Genomic DNA, 19,499 nt, shown 5'->3' on the forward strand with positions numbered 1-19,499 from the left:
TGCCACCGCAGTCGAGTTGGCCCGTCAGGGCGCCGAGACCGTCGTGATCGTCGACCGTGATCTCGCCGCGGCCGAAGACACCGCCGAGGCGGTCCGGGATGCCGGCGCCGCGGCAGCGGCGTATGAGGCCGATGTCAGCGACGAGAAGGCGATCGATGCCCTTGCCGCGCAAGTCAACAACAAGCATGGGGTCGTCGACATTCTGGTGAACAACGCCGGCATCGGGATGGCGGGCCGGTTCCTTGAGACGACACCGGAGCACTGGGACAACATCCTGGGCGTCAACCTGCGGGGCGTACTCAACGGAAGTCGGTCATTCGCAACGCAAATGGTCGATCGCGGTCAGGGCGGCACCATCATCAACGTGTCGTCAGCCGCGGCGTTCCTCCCGTCCAAGTCGATGATCGCCTACGGCACCACCAAGGCCGCCGTGCTGGCGTTCAGCGAATCGTTGCGCGCCGACCTGGCCGACGACGGCATCACCGTAACCGCGGTGTGCCCGGGATTCGTCAACACCAACATCGCCAAAAACACCGTTTATGCCGGGATGTCGGCCGATGATCAGGAAACTGCCCGGCACAAGGCCGATGCCGCCTACCGTCGTCGTAACTACTCGCCGGAAGCCACCGCGAAGGCGATCGTCAAGGCCGTCAAGAGCGGCCCGCCGGTGCTGCCGATTGCGGCCGAATCGCGAGTCGGCTACGCGCTGCGCCGCATCAGTCCCTCGTTGATCCGGCTGATGTCCCGCTACGACATCCGGCCTTAAGGTTTTTGTGTCGCAGAGTATTTGGGCCAGCAGGCCCGCCGACATCTACGGTCGCCGGAAGCGGGACCGGCTCTACACAGCGGTGTGGGGCCTGGGCGTGCTCCTCGGTGGGCTGTCCTCGGCGACGCGGTGGAAGCCATCGCGGGTGGTGCCGGTCGGCCGCACGCGCACCGCGGTCATCACCAAACGTGAGCTGCTCACCCCGGACGTGGTCGCACTGACGTTCGCGGATCCCGACGGGGGCTTGCTTCCGTCGTGGACACCGGGCAGCCACGTCGACGTTCAGCTGCCCTCGGGCCGTCGTCGTCAGTACTCGCTGTGCGGACCGCCCGGACGGCGAGTCGATTACCGCATCGCGGTGCGCCGCATCGCCGATGGCGGCGGCGGATCGATCGAGATGCACGATGCGTTCGCGGTGGGGGACCCGTTGGTGTTCGAGGGTCCGCGCAACGCGTTCTATCTCGGCGGCGACGAGCGCGACGTGCTGTTCGTGATCGGCGGGATCGGGGTGACGCCAATTCTGTCGATGATGCGGGCGGCGCAGCAGCGTGGAATGGATTGGCGTGCAATCTATGCCGGCCGCAGCAGGGAATACATGCCGCTGCTGGACGAGGTGAATTCGGTGGATCCCGATCGGGTTACCGTGTGGGCCGACGACGAGCGCGGTCGGTTCGCCACGGCCGATGATCTGCTGGTCGGCGCGTCACCGACAACCGCGGTCTACGTGTGCGGGCCGAGCGGGATGCTCGAGTCGGTGCGCATCGCCCGCGATGCACATGCGAACGCGCCCCTGCACTATGAGCGATTCAGCCCGCCCCCGGTCGTCGACGGCACTCCGTTCGAACTCGAGCTCGCTCGATCGCAGCGGGTGCTCGACGTTCCCGCCAATCGCTCCGCGCTCGACGTCATGCTCGACTACGACCCGACCGCGGCGCACTCCTGCCGGCAAGGGTTCTGCGGCACCTGCAAGGTGAAGGTGCTCGGCGGTCACGTCGACCGTCGCGGCCGCACCTCAGAAGGCGACGGCGAGATGTTGGTGTGTGTCTCACGCGCGACCGGCGGCCGCGTGGTGATCGACGCCTAGGGCGCCGGCGCCAGGTGCAGCTGGTTGGTCTCCTGGTAGCCCGCCGGGTTGCCGCAGGCCGCCACGTTGTTGGTGATCTGCACGTGGCCGTCCAGCGTGTTCGGATCCCAGGTGTAGTGGAACGCGATGGCGTCGTGAACGTCGCCGCCTTGCTCACAGGACGCGCCGCCCTTGCCGTCCAGCGTCCACTGTCCGTCGACGAGATGCGCAGTCCCGAGGTGCTTGATCGTCGCGCATCCGTCGCCGCAGGAGGTGATGAACCAGTCATCTGGGGGGTTTTGGTGACCGTCCGGGTAGGTCTCGGTCTCGATGTAGTGCCCGTCCAGGGGGTCCGCACTAGCTACGGGAGCCGTCATCACCAGGGCAAGACCGGCGAACATCGCGCCTGCGGCCAAGCCGCGTGTGATCGTCATGATCCGGTTCCTTTCGTCAAGCTGGTCAGTGTGCCAGGCATTCTTGCTGGGTATCACAGCAGGCTCTCAATTCGGGTGTGTTTGGCCCCTTCCGAAGGGTGAACGCACGATGACGAATAGGTGAGGAGCTAGCTGCGCAACCGGTCGCGGGCGAAAAACCTCTCTGGATGGTGATAATCGTTGGTCGTCTGCCGGCCGCAGTCGAGATGGGGCGGCGGAATCCACTGGGTGTCGCCGTTGAAGAGTTTGATTGTCCGCCAGCCTTTATCGGCCAGTTTGTGGTCGGCCTTGCAAGCCAGCGTCAGCTTGTCGATGTCCGTCAGGCCGCCGCGGGACCAATCGTCGGTGTGGTGGACTTCGGTCCAGTACCCCGGAACGTCGCAGCCCGGGGCGGTGCAACCGCGGTCCTTCGCGTAGAGAACCACGCGTTGGTCTGCTGAGGCTATTCGACGGGACCGGCCTAAATACAATGGCCGACATTGATGTTCGTCGAACACTGCCAAGTAGTGATACGCGTGGCCTGCCATCCGGATCAGGTCACGCATGGGTAGCAGCGTTCCACCACCGGTTACCGCCTGTCCGGCTCCCGCGTTGATCTCCTGCAGCGTGGTCGAGACGATGACCGTCACCGGTAGCCCGTTATGCGCGCCGAGTTTCGGATCGCCCAATTGGCCGCGCACCAGCGCATTGAGTGCGTCGTGCTGCCGCTGAGCGTGACTACGCGTATCTTTGCCGACCGGCTCGTTGTCGGGTTCGCCTGCGATGCAGGGGCTTTCATCGTCGGGGTTGCACATACCGGGGGCGGCGAACCGCGCCAGCCAGGCGTCGAGGTTGGCGCGCAATTCCGGCGAAGCGACCAGCTTCCCGATGCTCATACCGTCAGACCGCTGCGGCGACCAGGTGAAGCCGCGTTCACGGGCACGATCAACGTCGGAGAACGTTCCGTCGGGATTGATCAGTGCTGCGCACCGATTAGCCACCTTCTCCAGCTGATCCGGCCGCAGCGTGGCCGACTGCTCGGCCAGGAAACGCTCAGCGCACTCGGCGATGTCGACCGGAGTACCAGCCGGCAGATCACGCACGAACGTCTGAATCACTCGCAGGTGCTGCGGGTCGAGCGCGCCGTCCCGCCAGGCCTGGGCAGTCGAAGGCAACTCCGGCGGCAGGGTTTCGCCACTCATGGTGATCCGCGGCGAGAGCTGAGCGGCATCGCGCAGCCGGCGGCGCGCTTCGGCGCAACTGATCCGCAGCCAGTCGGCGATCACCTTGTGCACCGGCCCACCGAGGTCGGCCGCATCCTCCTCGGCCAAGCCCGCGATGAGATCGTGGCTCGGCACCGCCTGCCGACGTCGGGCGGTCTCGAGCAGTTCCAACGCATGCAGCCGAACCCCAGGAGCGTAGTTGTCCAGGTTCAACTCGGCGATCGTCGCTATGGCAGCGGAAAGCGCATCGAAGGCAGCGGCCACCTCAGGCGGCACACCAATGCAAGTCGAACTCATGTTCGAAACATTACGCTCGTAGGTCGACACCCTGCGGCGCTCAGACGGAAGCTGTGGACAAAGCCGCAACTGTGGATAAAGTGCCCACACTTTAGGGTGACACCATGCGGGTAGCGGTGCTGGGATCGAAGGGGAAAGTCGGCGCAACGATGGTGCAGGCGGTAACGGCCGCCGAAGATCTGAGTTTGTCCGCAGAAGTCGACGCCGGCGATCCGCTGAGCCTGTTGACCGACGGTAAGACTGAGGTCGTCATCGACTTCACCCACCCCGACGTGGTCATGGGCAACCTCGAGTTCCTCATCGACAACGGGATTCACGCTGTCGTGGGGACCACCGGCTTCACCGACGAGCGGGTACAGCAAGTTCGGTCGTGGCTGGCTGCCAAGCCGGGCGTCTCGGTGCTCATCGCGCCGAACTTCGCCATCGGGGCGGTGCTGTCCATGCATTTCGCCAAGCAGGCCGCGCCGTTCTTCGAGTCGGTCGAAGTCATCGAACTGCATCATCCCCAGAAAGCCGATGCCCCGTCGGGAACCGCGGCGCGGACCGCCGCGTTGATCGCCGAAGCCCGAAAGGGGTTGCCACCCAACCCAGATGCCACCACGTCAAGCCTGCCGGGCGCACGCGGCGCCGCCGTCGACGGCGTGCCGGTGCATTCGGTGCGGTTGGCCGGCCTGGTGGCGCACCAAGAAGTGTTGTTCGGCACGTTGGGCGAGACATTGACCATCCGGCACGACAGCATCGATCGCACGTCGTTCGTTCCCGGTGTGCTGCTGGCGGTGCGTCGGGTCGCCGAACATCCTGGTCTGACAATAGGAATCGAATCGCTGCTCAACCTGCAATGACCGGTCCGTCGCGCGTTGTGCGCATCCAACTGATGATCGTGCTGATGTGCGCGGCCCTGCTGATCTACCTCGTGCTGCTCGGCCGGACGGCTGTGCTGATGATCGGTTCCGGACGTGCGGTCGCCATTGCCTTGGGCGCAGCGTTGTTGATCCTGCCCGCTATTGGCGCGTGGGCGATGATTGAGACCGTTCGCGCGGGCATCGCCCATCAGAAGTTGGCCCATCTGATCGCCGAGGACGGAATGGAACTCGACGTGAGCGCGCTGCCGCACCGGCCGTCGGGACGCATCGAACGCGACGCGGCCGACACGCTTTTCGACACCGTCCGGGCCGAACTCGACAGCGATCCGCACGACTGGCGTCGCTGGTACCGGCTGGCCCGCGCCTACGACTACGCCGGAGATCGAAGTCGTGCACGAGAAGCCATGAAGAAAGCCGTCGAACTACAGGGTCGCCAATGAGTAAAACGCTGTTGATCGTTCACCACACACCGTCGCCGCATTGCCAGGAGTTGTTTGAGGCTGTGGTATCCGGCGCGACCGATGCCGACATTGAGGGCGTTGAAGTCGTGCGACGACCGGCGCTCATCGTGTCGCCGGTCGAGATGCTCGAAGCTGACGGTTATCTGCTGGGCACCCCGGCTAACCTCGGGTACCTCAGCGGTGCGATGAAGCACGCGTTCGACTGCGCTTACTACCAGCTTCTCGATACCACCAGAGGGCGCCCGTTCGGCGTCTACCTACATGGCAATGAGGGCACCGAAGGAGCCGAGCGGGGTCTCGCGGCCATCACGACCGGGCTCGGCTGGCTGCAGGTTGCCGAGACGGTTGTGGTGATGGGCAAGCCGAGCAAGGCCGATCTGGAGGCGTGCTGGAATGTCGGCGCAACAGTTGCCGCGACATTGATGGGGTAGTCAACTGGTCGAGGAGACGTGGGCGCGGCCTCGCCCCGACTCGCTCGCCTTCCGGCAGATAACGAGGGCCTCGACGTAGTCCCAGCGATAGCGGTCGGGGGCATCCGCGACGCGCTCCTCGAGCTCCGTGAGGAACTCGGCAAGGAGACCGGCGGCACGCTCCTCACCCTCGTGCGCGAAGGCGCGGAGGAGGAGCGGCCCACCCCATGCGGCCACGCTCTGGACGTATTCCCGCGCGAACACCGCGGGATCGTTGTGCCAGTAGGGGTTGTCGAGACGGAACAGCTCGGCGCTCTCGAGCTCGAGGCCGGCGAATCGCCCGCCGCCCGCGTCGAAGGGCGCCCGGAACTCGCCGAGCGTGCGCGGCCAGACCGGAACGACGGCCGCCTCGACGGTGGCGCTACCGACGCGGCCCGCGTGGCGCCAGTCGGCCAGCAGCCGATTCATGTCTCCGATCATCTCGGCGTAGAGCCCCGTTCTGTTCGGCCCCGGAGCGGTGGCGGCCGGGATGGCGCCGATGAACGATCCCCCCGGCGCCAGCTCCGCAGCGCGCATCTCCAGCAGTCGCTTCCAGTGCCGTTCCGCGGCGAGGCGCCAGGCGCGCCGCTCGTCCTCGTTCACATGGTCTCGATGGCCGGGGAAGATCGAGTCGCTCGAGGCCAGGCCGGCGGCGTCGGGAACCCAGTGCATGCATGTCCCGGTCACCGCGATGTGCACTGTGCCCGGTGGAAGGGAGGGCGCCTGGTGCAGAGGGATTCCCGCCATGGAGACGACCGTGGCCGGAGGCGGGTCGCGATCGAGTGCTCGCCGGCAGGCCTCGGCGTGGGCCTCCGGCATGGCGTAGTGGGCGCCCGTGCCGGTGTCTGCGCCGGCCTCGCCCAGGGCGGGGATCACGACGATCGCGCTCTCGTCCGCTGCTGGGTCGAAGGCCTCCCGCAAATGGGCGGCGGCGACCCCCCACGCGTTCGTCGGGAGGTCGACGAGCGCGTAGATCAGCGGCCGGCCGGCACGCTGCGCCATCAGTTTGCGGATGAGGCCGTGGGAGTTAACGCCGTCGGCGGCGCCCAGATCGGCCACCCGGAGCACGGGCTCGTTCGCCAACCGCTGCGCCGCGGCCAGCACGGCCGGGTGGGTCGCCTCGAAGGCGGCGTACTGCGAGAGGGCATGCCGCCCGTAGTCGTCCGCCATGCTCGAGAGCTCGTGACGACGTGATGGCGTGGTGCTTCCCTCCCGCATAGTTCCTCCGCGGTTCGGACGGCGACGGTGCGCGGCCGGGAAGCAATCCCGGCGTTCGTGTCGTGAACTTAGCTGTAAGAACAGAGAATAGAGGTAATTATGGCTGGGCGAGTCGACGGAAAGGTCGCATTCATCACCGGGGCGGCGCGCGGTCAAGGCCGCGCACACGCAGTGCGATTGGCGCAAGAGGGTGCGGACATCATTGCCATCGACGTCTGCAAGCCGATCGAAGGATTTTTGAACCCGCCGTCCACGCTGGAGGACCTGGCCAGGACCGCGGATCTGGTGAAGCGCCACAACCGCCGCATTGTCACCGCCGAAATCGACGTGCGTGACTACGAGGCCCTCAAAGCCGCCGTGAACAGCGGGGTGGAGCAGCTGGGCCGGCTGGACGTCATTGTGGCCAATGCGGGCATCAGCAACGCCGGCAGCGACGATGGCGGCACACTCGACAAAGTCAGCGAACGAGACTGGCAGGACATGATCGACGTGAACCTGTCCGGCGTGTGGAAGACCGTGAAAGCCGGTGTGCCCCATATATTGGCGGGCGGCGGCGGGGGTTCGATCGTGCTGACGAGCTCGGTCAACGGGTTCAAGGCTTATAGCAATCTTCATCTCGGTCATTACGTGGCTTCCAAACACGGTGTCGTTGGCCTCATGCGGGCGTTCGCGGTCGAACTGGGTCAGCACATGATCCGCGTCAACTCGGTGCACCCCACGTTCGTGAACACTCCGATGGTGCTGAACGAAGGGCTCTACAGAATGGTCCGCCCCGACCTGGAGAATCCCGGCCCCGACGATTTGGCCCCGTTTTGCCAGACGTTCCACACGCTGCCGATCCCGTGGGTGGAGGCGCAGGACATCAGCAACGCGGTGCTATTCCTTGCGTCCGACGAATCCCGCTACATCACCGGTGTCCCGCTGCCGATCGATGCGGGCCAATGCCTCAAGTAACTGCGTTTCCAACCGAGTGACTGTTCAGCGCGATCGCAGGATGGTGATCGCCTTGTCGAACTTCTTGAACTTCTCGAACGTCTCCGCGGGAACGCCGAAAATGGCCGACAACGCTTGGGGCGGAAGCTGACTCAACGACTCGGCGATGCCGATGTTGTCTTTGTCTTCTGACGCGCTGGAGTTCTGGATGATCAGCACATCCAGATCTTCGGTGCCGAGATTCTCGAAGTAATGCAAGGAGCCCTGAGGGGCGAACACGAGGTCGTCGGCGTGGGCCTCGAGACTTTCGTGGTTGCCGTTTCCGTCGATGATGACCCAGCTCGCCACTCCCTTGGTGACCAGGTTGATCTCCCATGCGCTGGGGTGCCAGTGCGGTTCGCGAATACCGCCGGGCCGCAACGTGATCAGCTGGATGCTGGCCTGTTGGCCGGCAAGTATCGGAAAGTTCTGTTCGTGTGCCTGCTGCTGTGAGCCGCCGTCGTACGTGGCCGGGGGCAGGGTGCCGAGCTCGAACAGGTGCGATCGATTGGTGATCGTCTCGGCGGGTATGCGGGGATCACCGAAGCGCTCGGCTTCATCAGTCATCGAATCTTCCTAATGCTTCCGCAGGATGATGATCGCTTTGTCGTACTTCTTGAACTTGTCGAACGTCTCGGCGGGAACCCCGAACATTGCGGACAAAACCCGCGGCGGCAACTTGCTGATCGACTCGCCGATGCCGATGTTGTCCTTGGCTTCGGGGGCACTGGTGTTCTGCACGATGACGATTTTCATGTCATCCGAGCCCCGGTTTTCGAAATAGTGGAACGAACCCTGGGGTGCGAACACCACATCGCCGACCTTCTGGTCGAAACTCTCGTGGTTGCCGTTCCCGTCAACCAGGGCCCAGCTGGCGACTCCCTTGGTGACGATGTTGATCTCCCACGCGCTGGGGTGCCAGTGCGGTTCGCGAATACCGCCGGGCTGCAACGTCAGCAAGACGATGCTGGCGGCTTGACCTGTGAGGATCGGGAAACTCTCCTCGTCGGCCTGCTGAAATGAGCCGCCGTCGAAGCTGCTGACGGGCTGGGCGCCGAGATGGAACAGATGCGATTGCGAGGTGATCGTCTCGGCCGGTATGCGGGGATCGCCGAAGCGCATCGCATCATCGGCCGGCGACACGTCGTGGTCAGTGCGATAGCCGGTGACGAGACGATCGACGCCCACTCCGGTCGCGGCTGCTGCGCCGGCCAGGCTCGCTCCACCCAGTACCTTGCGACGATTTATCGACACCGGCTGAAATTACCGCAGCAGCCCGACCCGAGCCAGCGACGCTGAGTGCCGAACGGCCCGTTACGGATCGATGTGTGTCGGCGGCGTCAGCAGGATGGGGTCGCCCTCCTTCGGGGGATCACCCGCGCTCATCACGTAGCAGTCGGTTTGCTCGGGACTGTAGATCCCGCCGTTGTGATACGACAGGCAGCGTTCCCACATGCCGTCCTGGTCGACGAGGCTGTCGCACATCTGCGCCATCGGGTGCGGAGCCCAATTGGGATCAACGCATCCCGCGCTCGCCTGCGGCGCTGCGGTGACAACTCCGCCCGCCGCCACTACGGCGGCCAGTCCTGCGACGACGAAAAGCCTCAAGGTCATCTCCCCTGGTTACTAGGTGCCGGCTCAATCATCGATGTGCGTCGGTGGGTAGCCGGAGTCGGTACTGGGCGAATTCCATGTCACGCACCGCTGCCAAGTTCCGTCGGGCTGGACCGTTCCGTCGCACCGACTCGAGGAGAGTCCGCCGTCGTACAGGCGGCCGGCGCTGGCCGTGGGGGCCGCCACCACCAGCCCTGCCGCGATCAGCACGGCAGCCAATCCCGCGAATAGGTGGTGCCTCATGCCTCATTCCTTTGCGTCGATGCCAGCCATGAAACTACTCGTGCTCTGGTGAGGTGGGGGCCAATAGTCTGCTGATCGCGGTAGCGGCATGATGGGATCGGGATGGACGCTGATTCCCACCAGAATCGACCCTAAGAAGGACCCGACGTGACGCGCCTGCTGATCGCTAACCGCGGTGAGATTGCGCTCCGAATCATCCGTACGGCAACCGAGTTGGACCTCGGCACCGTCGCCGTCTACGCCGAGGATGACGCCGACAGCCCGCATGTGCACGCCGCCGATGAAGCGATCGCGCTGCCGGGGGCCGGCCCGGCCGCGTACCTGGACCACGCGGCGATCCTGGCGGCGGCCAAGGACTCCGGTGCCGACCTGATTCATCCGGGTTACGGGTTTCTCAGCGAACAGCCCGGTTTCGCACGGGAGTGCGCGAGTGCGGGCTATACGTTCGTCGGGCCCGATGTCGCGGCGCTGGAACTGTTCGGCAACAAGTCGTCGGCCCGCCGTGCGGCAACCGCGGCCGGCGTGCCGGTGCTGCCCGCCACCGACGGGCCCAGCACCGTCGAGGACATCAGTGCATTCGCCGCCGCCCAGGGTGGCGCGATCGTGATCAAAGCGCTCGCCGGAGGCGGCGGCCGCGGCATGCGAATAGTCCACAGCATCGATCAGATTGACCACGCCTACCGGCAGTGCGCCGCCGAAGCCCAGCTCGGCTTCGGTGATCCGGCGCTGTTCGCCGAGGCGCATCTGGCCGACGCGCGGCACATCGAGGTGCAGATCGTGGCCACTCCGTCACGCGCGCTTGCACTGGGCGACCGGGATTGCAGCGTTCAGCGGCGCTATCAGAAGCTGGTCGAAATTGCACCGGCACAGAATATTTCGCCGGCACTGCGTCGCGACCTGCACCGGGCCGCGGCTCAGCTCTGCGCGCAGGCCGACTACCGCGGCATCGCCACGGTCGAGTTTTTGGTGACCGGTGATCAGTTTGTCTTCCTCGAGGTCAACCCGCGGATCCAGGTGGAGCACACGGTGACCGAAGAGGTGACTGGTGTCGACCTGGTGGCGGTGCAACTGAGAATCGCGCAGGGCGCGTCGTTCCACCAGCTGAGGTTGCCCGCCGGCATCGTCGCCGACGGTGGCGAAGTGGTCGGCGCGCTCGCAGCGGTGCGCGGTATCGCGATCCAGACGCGGGTCAACATGGAGACCATGGGTGCCGACGGGTCGGTTCTGCCCACCGCAGGCACCCTCACGGTGTTTTCGCCGCCGAGCGGACCCGGAGTGCGCGTCGACACCTTCGGCCGTCCCGGGCTGACGCCGAGCCCGCGCTATGACTCATTGCTGGCCAAAGTGATCACCCGAGTGCGTGGGTCGTCCTTTTCGGCTGCGGTGCGCAAGGCGCAGACGGCACTGGAAGAATTCGGTATCGACGGAATCCGGACGAATATCGGATTCCTGCGAGAAGTACTGTCACACAGTCAAATTCACACCGGCTCGATCACCACCGGTTTCATCGACGAAAATCTTCCCACCTTCACCGGCGCCGCGCAGTCTCGGCGACACGAGACCCGGCTCGCAGCGCTGGAACTGTATCCGGGTGAGGAGGTGTTACGGGCGCAGCTGGCCGGCACCGTGATCGAGGTTGCGGCCGAAGGGGCCGATTGCCCGGCGGGCGCGCAGCTGGTCGTGCTGGAAGCCATGAAAATGCAGCACGTCCTGACCGCGCCCGACGCGGTCCGCACTGTCCGTACCTTGGTGAGCCCCGGCCAGGTGATCGGGACCGGAGACCCCTTGGTGGTGTTCACCCGCACCGGTGAAAGCGCCGGCGCGCAGGACGTTGCCACCCTCGACCTGGACCGCGATCGCGCCGACCTCGACGAGGTCCGTCGTCGGCATCTGCTCACCCTCGATGAGGGCCGCCCGGCAGCGATTACCAAGCGGCACAACCAGAATCGGCGCAGTGCCCGTGAGAACATCGCCGACCTGGTCGATCCGGGAAGTTTTGTGGAGTACGGCGCTCTGGCGGTAGCAGCACAGCGCAGCCGGCGCTCAGAGGAGGATCTGATCACCCACACACCGGCCGACGGGCTGGTCGCCGGCGTGGCGAGGATCGGCGGGGTCGAGACGGCAGTGCTGTCCTACGACTACACCGTCCTTGCGGGTACTCAGGGCATGCGCAACCACACCAAAACCGATCGGGTCTTTGAGCTCGCCGCCCGGCGACGCCTACCGGTGGTGTTGTTCGCCGAGGGCGGTGGTGGCCGGCCCGGCGACACCGACGTAGCCACTGTGGCCGGCCTCGACGTGCCGACGTTTCGCACGCTCGGTGCGCTCAGCGGGCACGTTCCGTTGGTGTCGATCGTCTCCGGGCGTTGTTTCGCCGGTAACGCCGCGCTGGCCGGCACCTGCGACGTGATCATCGCGACCCCCGACGCCAACATCGGGATGGGCGGTCCGGCCATGATCGAAGGGGGCGGGCTCGGGGAATACCGGCCAGAAGATATCGGACCCATCGACGTGCAGCGCCGCAACGGGGTGGTCGGTCTGGCGGCCCGTGACGAGGCGCATGCGGTTTCGCTGGCCAAACAGTACTTGTCCTATTTCCAACCCAGGCTGGACGACTGGGAGGCCCCCGATCCGCGGCGAGCTCGACATGTCGTGCCGGAGAACAGATTACGGGCCTACGATGTGCATCACGCGATCGACTCGGTCGCCGACATCGGATCTGTGCTGGAGCTGCGGGCCGACTACGGCGTGGGCGTGGTCACCGCGCTGGTCCGGGTCGAAGGCGTGGCATTCGGATTGCTGGCCAACAGCAGTCATCATCTCGGGGGGGCCATCGACGCCGAAGCCGCGGACAAGATGGCCGACTTCTTGACCCTGTGCGAATCGGCTGGGCTGCCGATCATTTCGCTGTGCGATACGCCGGGCTTCATGGTCGGCCCGGACGCTGAAGTCGACGCCGCGGTTCGGCGATTCAGTCGGCTGTTCATCGTCGGCGCGCGGCTGACTGTCCCGTTCGGGATGGTCATCCTGCGCAAGGGCTACGGGCTGGGCGCGATGGCGATGGCCGGGGGTTCGTTTCACGCCCCGGAGTTCACCGTCGCATGGCCGACGGGGGAGATCGGCGGGATGGGTCTCGAGGGTGCCGTCCGGCTGGGTTTCAGCAAGGAATTGGCCGCCGTCGCCGACCCGATCGAACGCCAGAATCTGTTCGACAAACTGGTCGAGGCCGCCTATCAACACGGCAAGGCGCTCACCTCGGCCACCACCTTCGAAATCGACGATGTGATCGACCCGGCAGACACCCGGGTTTGGATCACTCGGCTGCTGTCCAACGGAGAAGGGAATCGGTCGTGAAGGTTGCCGACAAAGTCGCCATCGTCACCGGTGGCGGCAACGGCATAGGCGCAGCGCTGGCCGCCATTCTGGCCCGCCAGGGCGCCAGAGTCGTTGTCGCCGACATAAACTCGCGAGCCGCCGATGTGGTGGCGGAAGCGATCAACGCCGACTTTTCCGGCGCTGCGGTCGCATCCGGTGGGGATGTCTGCGACACCGCGCACATCCAGCAGTTGATCGCGCTGGCGGAGAACGAATTCGGGCCCGTCGACCTGTACTTCGCGAACGCGGGTATCACCGGAGTCGCGGGCCTGGACGTCACCGAGGACGAATGGGACCAATCCTTGGACGTCAACCTGCGGGCCCACATCCGCGCCGCGCAACTGTTGGTGCCGGCATGGGTCGAGCGCGGCGAAGGCTACTTCGTCAGCACCGCGTCGGCGGCCGGGCTGCTTACCCAACTCGGTTCGGCAACCTACTCAGTGACCAAGCACGCCGCGGTCGGATTCGCCGAGTGGTTGAACATCACCTATGGCGACCAAGGTGTGCGGGTCAGTTGCCTGTGTCCGATGGGGGTAAACACCACCCTGCTGCATTCGCCGGGCGAATCCGATGACCCGTTGGCCCGCTTGGCGACCCGTGCGGTCACCAGCGCCGGCGACGTACTGGAGCCGGCCGATGTCGCGGAGATCGTACTGTCGGCCATCGACGAAGAGCGCTTCCTGATCCTCCCGCATCCGGCGGTGCTGGAGATGTACCGGCACAAAGGCGCAGACTACGACCGTTGGCTGCGCGGTATGCGCCGCTACCAGCACAGCTTGATGGAGGCGCCATGAACACACCAAATCTGGACGGCCGCACCGCGATCATCACCGGAGGTTCCCGGGGAATCGGGCTGGCAGTGGCTCAGCGCCTTGCCCTTGCCGGCGCCAACATCGTGCTGACCTCGCGCAAGCAGGCAAGTGCCGACGAGGCCGCGCAGCAAGTGGGCGGCAACGCCCTCGGGGTGGCTGCACACGCGGTCGACGAGGACGCCGCCCGGCACTGCGTCGAGTTGACCCTCGACCGATTCGGCAGCATCGACATCCTGGTCAACAACGCCGGCACCAACCCGGCCTATGGTCCGCTCATCGACCAGGACCACGCGCGCTTCACCAAGACCTTCGACGTCAATCTGTGGGCGCCGCTGCTGTGGACCTCGCTGGCCGCCAAAGCCTGGATGCGGGAGCACGGCGGTGCGATCGTCAACACGGCGTCGATCGGCGGCATGCATCAGGCGCCGAACATGGGTATGTACAACGCGACCAAGGCCGCGCTGATCCACGTCACCAAGCAACTGGCACTGGAACTTTCGCCGAAAGTACGGGTGAACGCGATCGCCCCGGGGGTGGTTCGGACCAAGCTTGCCGAGGCGTTGTGGAAAGACCACGAAGATCTGGTGTCGGCGGGAAGCGCGCTGGGCCGTATCGGCGAGCCGCCCGATGTGGCGGCCGCGGTCGCCTTCCTGGTGTCGGACGAGTCGAGCTGGATCACTGGCGAGACATTGGTACTCGACGGCGGCCGGCTGCTTGGTGATCCGGCGGGCTTCCGATGAGCGCCGACGACCTGCACGCACGAGTGCAGGCGCTGCTCGACGAGCACGATCCGGCGCGCACCGATCCGCACGAATTCCTTGGTGCCCGGTTCGACGCGGGCCTGGCCTGGGTGTACTTCCCAACCGGTTCCGGCGGACTCGACCTGCCCCGCGGCCTTCAGTCGCAAGTCGAGGACGAACTGTCCGCCGCGGGAGCTCCGCCGGGTGGCGGCGGCGCCCGCAATGGCATCGGAATGGGCATGGCCGCACCGACGATCGCGGCATACGGCACCGACGATCAGCGGCGAAAGCTCTTGCGGCCGTTGTTCACCGGTGAGCATGTCTACTGCCAACTATTCAGCGAGCCGGGTGCCGGATCCGATCTGGCTGGCGTGGCCACCCGTGCCGTCCGCGACGGCGACGACTGGATCGTCAACGGGCAGAAGGTGTGGACGTCGAGCGCGCAGAACGCGCAGCGGGCAATCCTGGTTGCGCGGACCGATCCGACGGTTCCCAAACATCAGGGCCTGACCTACTTCGTCTGCGACATGACCGACCCCGGCGTCGACGTCCGGCCGCTGCGGCAGATCACCGGCGAAGCCGAATTCAACGAAGTGTTCCTCACCGATGTCCGGGTGCCCGACGCCAATCGCCTGGGCCCGGAAGGCGGTGGCTGGAAGGTCGCGACCACCACGCTCAACAACGAACGGGTCGCGATCGGCTCGATGGCCGGTGGTGCCCGCGAAAACGGCATCATCGGCAAGGTCACCGAAGCCTGGCGGGCACAGCCGCAGTTACGTAACCCGGCGATGCACGACGAGCTGATGCGACTGTGGGTGGAGGCAGAAGTCGCGCGGTTGACCGGTCTGCGACTGCGTCAGCGCCTGGCTGTCGGCCAACCGGGGCCCGAGGGCGCCGGCATGAAGGTGACATTTGCCCGACTGGCACAAGCGGTTTCGGGGTTCGAGATTGAACTACACCCCGAAGAAGGCCTGCAATACGACGACTGGACGATGCGACAGCCCGAGACGGTTGACTTCGTCGGTCGCGATCCCGGCTACCGCTACCTGCGGGCGAAAGGAAACTCGATCGAGGGCGGCACCTCGGAGATCCTGCGCAACACCATCGCCGAACGCATCCTCGGTCTGCCACCTGAACACCGGGTCGATAAGGAGTTGGCATACAAGGACTTGGACAAGTGAACAGCCCGATGAGCGACCTGCTGTACTCCGACACCGAGGAAGCGTTGCGGGACAGCGTCCGTCGCCTGTTTGCCGACCGTTGTCCGCCGGAAGCGATCACGCGGATCTACGACGCTGCGCCGCAAGACTTTTCCGGTGTTTGGCACACGCTGGCCGCAGAGCTGGGTATGGCCGGTCTGCTGGTGCCCGAGCAGCTCGGTGGCGCTGGCGCGAGCGCGCGTGAGGCGGCCGTCGTCATGGAGGAGATCGGCCGCGCTGTCGCGCCCGTGCCGTTTCTGTCCAGTGCGGTGCTGGCCACCGTGGCGCTGTTGGGTGCCGGGGACACCGACACGGTGATGGGCTTGGCGGCGGGCTCGATCACCGGTGCGCTGGCGGTGCCGCTGTCGACCGCGCCGGGTGACCCGATTGCCGGCGTCAGCACCGGGAGTAACGGTCTGACCGGGCGGATCACCAGCGTCGCCGGTGCGGACGAGGCCGACGTGTTGGTGGTACCGGTGGCCGGACCCGACGGTCTGGAGTTGCACACTGTCGCGCGCGACGCGGCAGGTCTCGACGTATCGCCGATACTCGCGCTCGACATGACGAGACCCCTTGCGAATGTTGAGTTCTCCGGCGCCGCATCGTCGCGGGTCGGCTCTGTGGCCGCTGATGCCGCGATCGCGGCGGCGCTGGAGACCGCTGCGGCGCTGCTCGCGTCCGAGCAATTGGGCGTTGCGCAATGGTGTTTCGAAACCACGCTTGCTTATGCCAAGCAGCGCAAGCAATTCGGCCGGGCGATCGGGTCCTACCAGGCAATCAAGCACCGGCTCGCAGATCTATGGGTCGAGGTCAATTCGGTTGCGGCGGCTGCGCGGTACGCCGCGGACACCTGCGCCCGCCAGGACCCAGACGCGACGATCGGGGTGGCCGTCGCGCAAGCCTACTGCAGCGGTGCCGCGGTGCACGCCGCTGAGGAATGCGTTCAGTTGCACGGCGGCATCGGGATGACGTGGGAATACCCTGCGCATCTGTACCTGAAGCGGGCCAAAAGCGACCAGCTGGCCTTCGGTACCGCCTACCGTCACCGTGCCCGGTTAGCCGAACTGGTCGACCTGCCGTTGTCATAACAGGGAGTAACACATGGACAAGCGCATCCTCGGCGAGAACCTCGAGGTTTCGGCAATCGGCTTGGGCTGTATGGGCATGAGCCGGGGCTTCGGACCGTCGGGCGCCAAAGCGGACATGATCACAGTGATCCGCGACGCGGTAGAGCGTGGCGTCACGTTCTTCGACACCGCAGAAGCCTACGGAGACAACGAAGAACTGGTCGGGGAAGCGCTGGCGCCACTCGCCGGGCAGGTGGTGATCGCAACAAAATTCGGTTTCGCCTTCGGCGCCGATGGCAACATCACAGGGCTGAACAGCCGGCCCGAACACATCAACGAGGTTGCCGACAATTCGCTTCGTCGGCTCGGCGTGGAGAGCATCGACCTGCTCTACCAGCACCGCGTCGACCCCGAGGTTCCGATCGAGGACGTCGCCGGAGCGGTCAAGGAACTCATCGACAGCGGCAAGGTGAAACACTTCGGGATGTCGGAGGCTTCTGCGCAGACCATTCGTCGCGCACATGCCGTGCAGCCGGTGACCGCGGTGCAAAGCGAGTACTCGCTGTGGTGGCGCGAACCGGAGAGCCCGGAGACTGGGGTGCTGTCCACCCTGTCCGAACTCGGCATCGGTTTCGTGCCCTACAGTCCGCTGGGCAAAGGATTTCTCACTGGAAGTATCAGTGAGAGCACGCAATTCGACAGTGGCGACATTCGCAACAGCATCCCCCGGTTTGCCGCCGATGTCCGCGGGGCCAACCGTGCGGTCGTCGATCTGTTGCAGAGGATCGCGGACCGCAAAGGTGCGACGGCCGGCCAGATCGCGTTGGCGTGGCTGCTGGCGCAGCGACCATGGATTGTGCCGATTCCCGGCACCCGGCGTTTGGATCGACTGGAGGAGAATCTCGGCGCAGCCGCCGTCGAGCTGAGCGACGATGACCTGAGCGAGATCGATGCTGCCTCCGCCGATATCGAAGTGCAGGGTGCGCGCTATCCCGATTTCATGCAGCGGTTGATCGGTCGCTGACCTGGCGCGCTGCGTCGCCGTATCGTTCGAAGTGCTCTGGATCACCGACGGCGTTGTACAGCACCAAGCGGGTGGCCTTGCCGGCGTATTTCTCGATCAACATGTCGGCCAGCTTGTCCCATGTCGACTCGGTGGCAAAGGCGGCAATGTGGTCGTCGCTGACTTGGGCCGCCATTCCTGCGAAGTCGCCGGCCTTCTGCTTCTCGCGGATTCGGGCGGTGGTGCCGTCGAATCCGGCCTCGTCCCAGATGAACGCGTAGTTCGGCGTGCTTCCGTAGAAGGCCATGCTGGCACGCACCACCTCGCGTTGCTTGTCGCACTCCTCATCGGTATCGCCGACAATCGTCATCACCGGCACGATGATCGCGATATCCGACGGAGACCGCCCCGCCTTGTGCGCTCCCTCAGCGACTTTCGGCAGGACATGCCGGGCGATGTAGCCGGGCTCGCCGATCGGATGCACATGCACGCCGTCGGCAACCTCGCCGGCCATCCGCAGCATCCACGGATTCACCGCGGCGATATCGACTTTGGGATCGGGCGAGTCGATCGGCCCCGCGCTCCACTGTGGAGTGATGAAATCCAGGTCGTAGAACTCGCCGTGGTGGTCCAGCTTCCCGGAGCGGAAAGCCGAGAAACACGCCTTCACGGCGAGCAGGTAGTCGCGTAGTCGCGGGCCGGGCCGCTCGTATGCCGCGCCGTACCGACGCACGACGTGAGTGCGCACCTGCGTGCCGAGGCCCAGCCGGAAGTTACCGCCGGAGGCTTCCTGAAGTTCCCACGCCGCGGCTGCCGTGACGAACGGGCTGCGCGGAAAAGCCACCGCGACGCCGGTGGACAACTCCAGGCCCGGTGCAGCCTGCGAGGCCACGGCAGCGTTGAGATAGGCCGTGCGACCCGTCTCGGTGAACAGCAGGCCCGAGAAGCCGACGGATTGCGTTCGGCGGGCCAGGTCACCGATCTGACCAAGCGGCTGCGGAATCGTCATCGCATCGACGTGCATGGCGGATCAGTATGTCAGCCGCGCGATGCCGTGCGGAACCTCTCGCGGTAGGCCTTCGGCGAGACGCCGAGGTGGTCGACGAATACGCGTCGGAGGCTTTCGGGGCTGCCGAACCCTGCGACGCGGGCGGTGTCGGCAACGGTGCGGCCCGCGTCGAGCGCGGCACGTGCGGCATCGATGCGCACCATCTCGACGTAGCGGGCCGGTGTCATCCCGAGTTCGGAACGAAACAGCCGGGTCAACTGCCGCGTACTCAGGGAGGCCCGCACGGCAAGCCTGTTCACGCTGTGGTCCGCCGCGGGAGTGGCCGAGATTGAATCGGTGATGTTGCGCAGTGGAGACTGCGGCGGCACGGCCGCCTCGACCAGCACCGAGAATTGCGATTGGCCACCCGCGCGCTTGAGATATACGACCAACCATCGGGCCACGGAACGGACTAGCTCGATGCCGTGGTCCATTTCGACTAACGCCAGCGCCAGGTCGATGCCCGACGACACCCCGGCCGAGGTGAAGACATCGCCGTCGCGGACGAAGATCGCATCCGGTTCGACGGTCACATCGGGGAACGCCCGCGCAAACAAGCGGACATCGTGCCAGTGCGTGGTGGCGCGCCGCCCGTTGAGGAGGCCGGCCTGCGCCAGCACGAACGACCCCGTGCAGATGGAGGCCAGCCGCCGGGTCCGGCCCGCGAGCATCC

The 19,499-nt window shown here is 65.7% G+C and carries 19 protein-coding genes and 2 pseudogenes; 12 read left to right on the forward strand and 9 right to left on the reverse strand.

Annotation, left to right across the window (positions count from 1 at the left end; all coding sequences use genetic code 11):
• On the forward strand, positions 1 to 766 hold a 766-nt coding region (locus WAO18_RS02850; RefSeq protein ID WP_422203721.1), incomplete at its 5' end, for an SDR family NAD(P)-dependent oxidoreductase.
• Between the two features lie 7 nt (positions 767 to 773).
• Positions 774 to 1,850, forward strand: coding sequence for a PDR/VanB family oxidoreductase (locus tag WAO18_RS02855; protein WP_422203722.1), 1,077 nt, complete (start codon positions 774 to 776; stop codon positions 1,848 to 1,850).
• Here WAO18_RS02855 and WAO18_RS02860 read toward each other — a convergent pair.
• Together WAO18_RS02860 and WAO18_RS02865 are read right to left on the reverse strand one after the other, a co-directional pair.
• Positions 1,847 to 2,263 carry a hypothetical protein gene (locus tag WAO18_RS02860; RefSeq protein ID WP_422203724.1) on the reverse strand — a complete coding sequence of 139 codons (417 nt, stop codon included), beginning with the start codon at positions 2,261 to 2,263 and terminating at the stop codon, positions 1,847 to 1,849. The two genes, WAO18_RS02855 and WAO18_RS02860, sit on opposite strands and share 4 nt — an antisense overlap.
• A 128-nt stretch (positions 2,264 to 2,391) precedes the next feature.
• Positions 2,392 to 3,762 (reverse strand): HNH endonuclease signature motif containing protein, encoded by a 1,371-nt coding sequence (locus WAO18_RS02865; protein ID WP_422203725.1) that lies wholly within the window; start codon positions 3,760 to 3,762, stop codon positions 2,392 to 2,394.
• Between the two features lie 104 nt (positions 3,763 to 3,866).
• Here WAO18_RS02865 and dapB point away from each other — a divergent pair, with 104 nt between their 5' ends.
• The 3 genes from dapB to WAO18_RS02880 are packed head-to-tail and all read left to right on the forward strand — an operon-like array spanning position 3,867 to position 5,517.
• Entirely contained in the window at positions 3,867 to 4,604 is a 738-nt protein-coding gene (gene dapB / locus WAO18_RS02870) for a 4-hydroxy-tetrahydrodipicolinate reductase (protein WP_422203726.1), read from the forward strand.
• Positions 4,601 to 5,065 (forward strand): hypothetical protein, encoded by a 465-nt coding sequence (locus WAO18_RS02875; protein ID WP_422203727.1) that lies wholly within the window; start codon positions 4,601 to 4,603, stop codon positions 5,063 to 5,065. Before dapB ends, WAO18_RS02875 begins: the two co-directional genes overlap by 4 nt.
• Positions 5,062 to 5,517 (forward strand): flavodoxin family protein, encoded by a 456-nt coding sequence (locus WAO18_RS02880; RefSeq protein WP_422203728.1) that lies wholly within the window; start codon positions 5,062 to 5,064, stop codon positions 5,515 to 5,517. Before WAO18_RS02875 ends, WAO18_RS02880 begins: the two co-directional genes overlap by 4 nt.
• Here WAO18_RS02880 and WAO18_RS02885 read toward each other — a convergent pair whose 3' ends face one another.
• Positions 5,518 to 6,705 carry a hypothetical protein gene (locus tag WAO18_RS02885; protein ID WP_422203730.1) on the reverse strand — a complete coding sequence of 396 codons (1,188 nt, stop codon included), beginning with the start codon at positions 6,703 to 6,705 and terminating at the stop codon, positions 5,518 to 5,520. It abuts the gene before it with no gap.
• 147 nt (positions 6,706 to 6,852) lie between these two features.
• On the opposite strand from WAO18_RS02885, the gene WAO18_RS02890 reads away from it, so the two are divergent.
• Positions 6,853 to 7,707: a mycofactocin-coupled SDR family oxidoreductase gene (locus WAO18_RS02890; RefSeq protein WP_422203732.1), complete on the forward strand. Its 855-nt coding sequence runs from the start codon at positions 6,853 to 6,855 to the stop codon at positions 7,705 to 7,707.
• 24 nt (positions 7,708 to 7,731) lie between these two features.
• Here the strand turns inward: WAO18_RS02890 and WAO18_RS02895 are convergent.
• The 4 genes and pseudogenes from WAO18_RS02895 to WAO18_RS02910 all read right to left on the reverse strand — a co-directional run.
• Positions 7,732 to 8,295: pseudogene (locus tag WAO18_RS02895) on the reverse strand (cupin domain-containing protein); the annotation flags it as partial.
• Positions 8,296 to 8,301: 6 nt separating this feature from the next.
• Positions 8,302 to 8,979, reverse strand: coding sequence for a cupin domain-containing protein (locus WAO18_RS02900; RefSeq protein WP_422203733.1), 678 nt, complete (start codon positions 8,977 to 8,979; stop codon positions 8,302 to 8,304).
• Positions 8,980 to 9,039: 60 nt separating this feature from the next.
• A complete protein-coding gene (locus WAO18_RS02905; protein ID WP_422203735.1) occupies positions 9,040 to 9,339 on the reverse strand; it encodes a CDGP domain-containing protein in 300 nt (99 codons plus the stop codon).
• A gap of 81 nt (positions 9,340 to 9,420) precedes the next feature.
• Positions 9,421 to 9,582 (reverse strand): annotated as a pseudogene (locus tag WAO18_RS02910) (CDGP domain-containing protein); the annotation flags it as partial.
• A 147-nt stretch (positions 9,583 to 9,729) separates the two neighbouring features.
• Here WAO18_RS02910 and WAO18_RS02915 point away from each other — a divergent pair.
• Genes WAO18_RS02915 through WAO18_RS02940 form a run of 6 tightly spaced genes read left to right on the forward strand, consistent with a single transcriptional unit; the run spans position 9,730 to position 17,799 of the window.
• Entirely contained in the window at positions 9,730 to 12,936 is a 3,207-nt protein-coding gene (locus WAO18_RS02915; RefSeq protein WP_422203736.1) for a carboxyl transferase domain-containing protein, read from the forward strand.
• Entirely contained in the window at positions 12,933 to 13,751 is an 819-nt protein-coding gene (locus tag WAO18_RS02920; RefSeq protein WP_422203738.1) for an SDR family oxidoreductase, read from the forward strand. The genes WAO18_RS02915 and WAO18_RS02920 overlap by 4 nt, the downstream gene beginning before the upstream one ends.
• Positions 13,748 to 14,509 carry an SDR family oxidoreductase gene (locus WAO18_RS02925; RefSeq protein ID WP_422203740.1) on the forward strand — a complete coding sequence of 254 codons (762 nt, stop codon included), beginning with the start codon at positions 13,748 to 13,750 and terminating at the stop codon, positions 14,507 to 14,509. The genes WAO18_RS02920 and WAO18_RS02925 overlap by 4 nt, the downstream gene beginning before the upstream one ends.
• Positions 14,506 to 15,690, forward strand: coding sequence for an acyl-CoA dehydrogenase family protein (locus WAO18_RS02930; RefSeq protein ID WP_422203741.1), 1,185 nt, complete (start codon positions 14,506 to 14,508; stop codon positions 15,688 to 15,690). Before WAO18_RS02925 ends, WAO18_RS02930 begins: the two co-directional genes overlap by 4 nt.
• A gap of 8 nt (positions 15,691 to 15,698) precedes the next feature.
• Entirely contained in the window at positions 15,699 to 16,796 is a 1,098-nt protein-coding gene (locus WAO18_RS02935) for an acyl-CoA dehydrogenase family protein (RefSeq protein WP_422203746.1), read from the forward strand.
• A 13-nt stretch (positions 16,797 to 16,809) separates the two neighbouring features.
• Positions 16,810 to 17,799, forward strand: coding sequence for an aldo/keto reductase (locus WAO18_RS02940; RefSeq protein WP_422203742.1), 990 nt, complete (start codon positions 16,810 to 16,812; stop codon positions 17,797 to 17,799).
• Here WAO18_RS02940 and WAO18_RS02945 read toward each other — a convergent pair.
• Together WAO18_RS02945 and WAO18_RS02950 are read right to left on the reverse strand one after the other, a co-directional pair.
• Positions 17,774 to 18,802, reverse strand: coding sequence for a TIGR03617 family F420-dependent LLM class oxidoreductase (locus tag WAO18_RS02945; protein ID WP_422203743.1), 1,029 nt, complete (start codon positions 18,800 to 18,802; stop codon positions 17,774 to 17,776). The two genes, WAO18_RS02940 and WAO18_RS02945, sit on opposite strands and share 26 nt — an antisense overlap.
• A gap of 14 nt (positions 18,803 to 18,816) precedes the next feature.
• A partial coding sequence (locus WAO18_RS02950; protein ID WP_422203744.1) for a GlxA family transcriptional regulator occupies positions 18,817 to 19,499 on the reverse strand: 683 nt, incomplete at its 5' end.

The sequence above is a fragment of the Mycobacterium sp. genome, from assembly GCF_049278535.1.
In the GTDB taxonomy this organism is placed as follows: Bacteria; Actinomycetota; Actinomycetes; order Mycobacteriales; family Mycobacteriaceae; genus Mycobacterium.

Bases quoted from the DNA above. Each gene is read 5' to 3' on its own strand.
- WAO18_RS02860 (WP_422203724.1), bottom strand. From the start codon at position 2,263: ATGACGATCACACGCGGCTTGGCCGCAGGCGCGATGTTCGCCGGTCTT.
- WAO18_RS02865 (WP_422203725.1), bottom strand. From the start codon at position 3,762: ATGAGTTCGACTTGCATTGGTGTGCCGCCTGAGGTGGCCGCTGCCTTC.
- dapB (WP_422203726.1), top strand. From the start codon at position 3,867: ATGCGGGTAGCGGTGCTGGGATCGAAGGGGAAAGTCGGCGCAACGATG.
- WAO18_RS02875 (WP_422203727.1), top strand. From the start codon at position 4,601: ATGACCGGTCCGTCGCGCGTTGTGCGCATCCAACTGATGATCGTGCTG.
- WAO18_RS02880 (WP_422203728.1), top strand. From the start codon at position 5,062: ATGAGTAAAACGCTGTTGATCGTTCACCACACACCGTCGCCGCATTGC.
- WAO18_RS02885 (WP_422203730.1), bottom strand. From the start codon at position 6,705: ATGGCGGACGACTACGGGCGGCATGCCCTCTCGCAGTACGCCGCCTTC.
- WAO18_RS02890 (WP_422203732.1), top strand. From the start codon at position 6,853: ATGGCTGGGCGAGTCGACGGAAAGGTCGCATTCATCACCGGGGCGGCG.
- WAO18_RS02905 (WP_422203735.1), bottom strand. From the start codon at position 9,339: ATGACCTTGAGGCTTTTCGTCGTCGCAGGACTGGCCGCCGTAGTGGCG.
- WAO18_RS02925 (WP_422203740.1), top strand. From the start codon at position 13,748: ATGAACACACCAAATCTGGACGGCCGCACCGCGATCATCACCGGAGGT.
- WAO18_RS02930 (WP_422203741.1), top strand. From the start codon at position 14,506: ATGAGCGCCGACGACCTGCACGCACGAGTGCAGGCGCTGCTCGACGAG.
- WAO18_RS02935 (WP_422203746.1), top strand. From the start codon at position 15,699: ATGAGCGACCTGCTGTACTCCGACACCGAGGAAGCGTTGCGGGACAGC.
- WAO18_RS02940 (WP_422203742.1), top strand. From the start codon at position 16,810: ATGGACAAGCGCATCCTCGGCGAGAACCTCGAGGTTTCGGCAATCGGC.
- WAO18_RS02945 (WP_422203743.1), bottom strand. From the start codon at position 18,802: ATGCACGTCGATGCGATGACGATTCCGCAGCCGCTTGGTCAGATCGGT.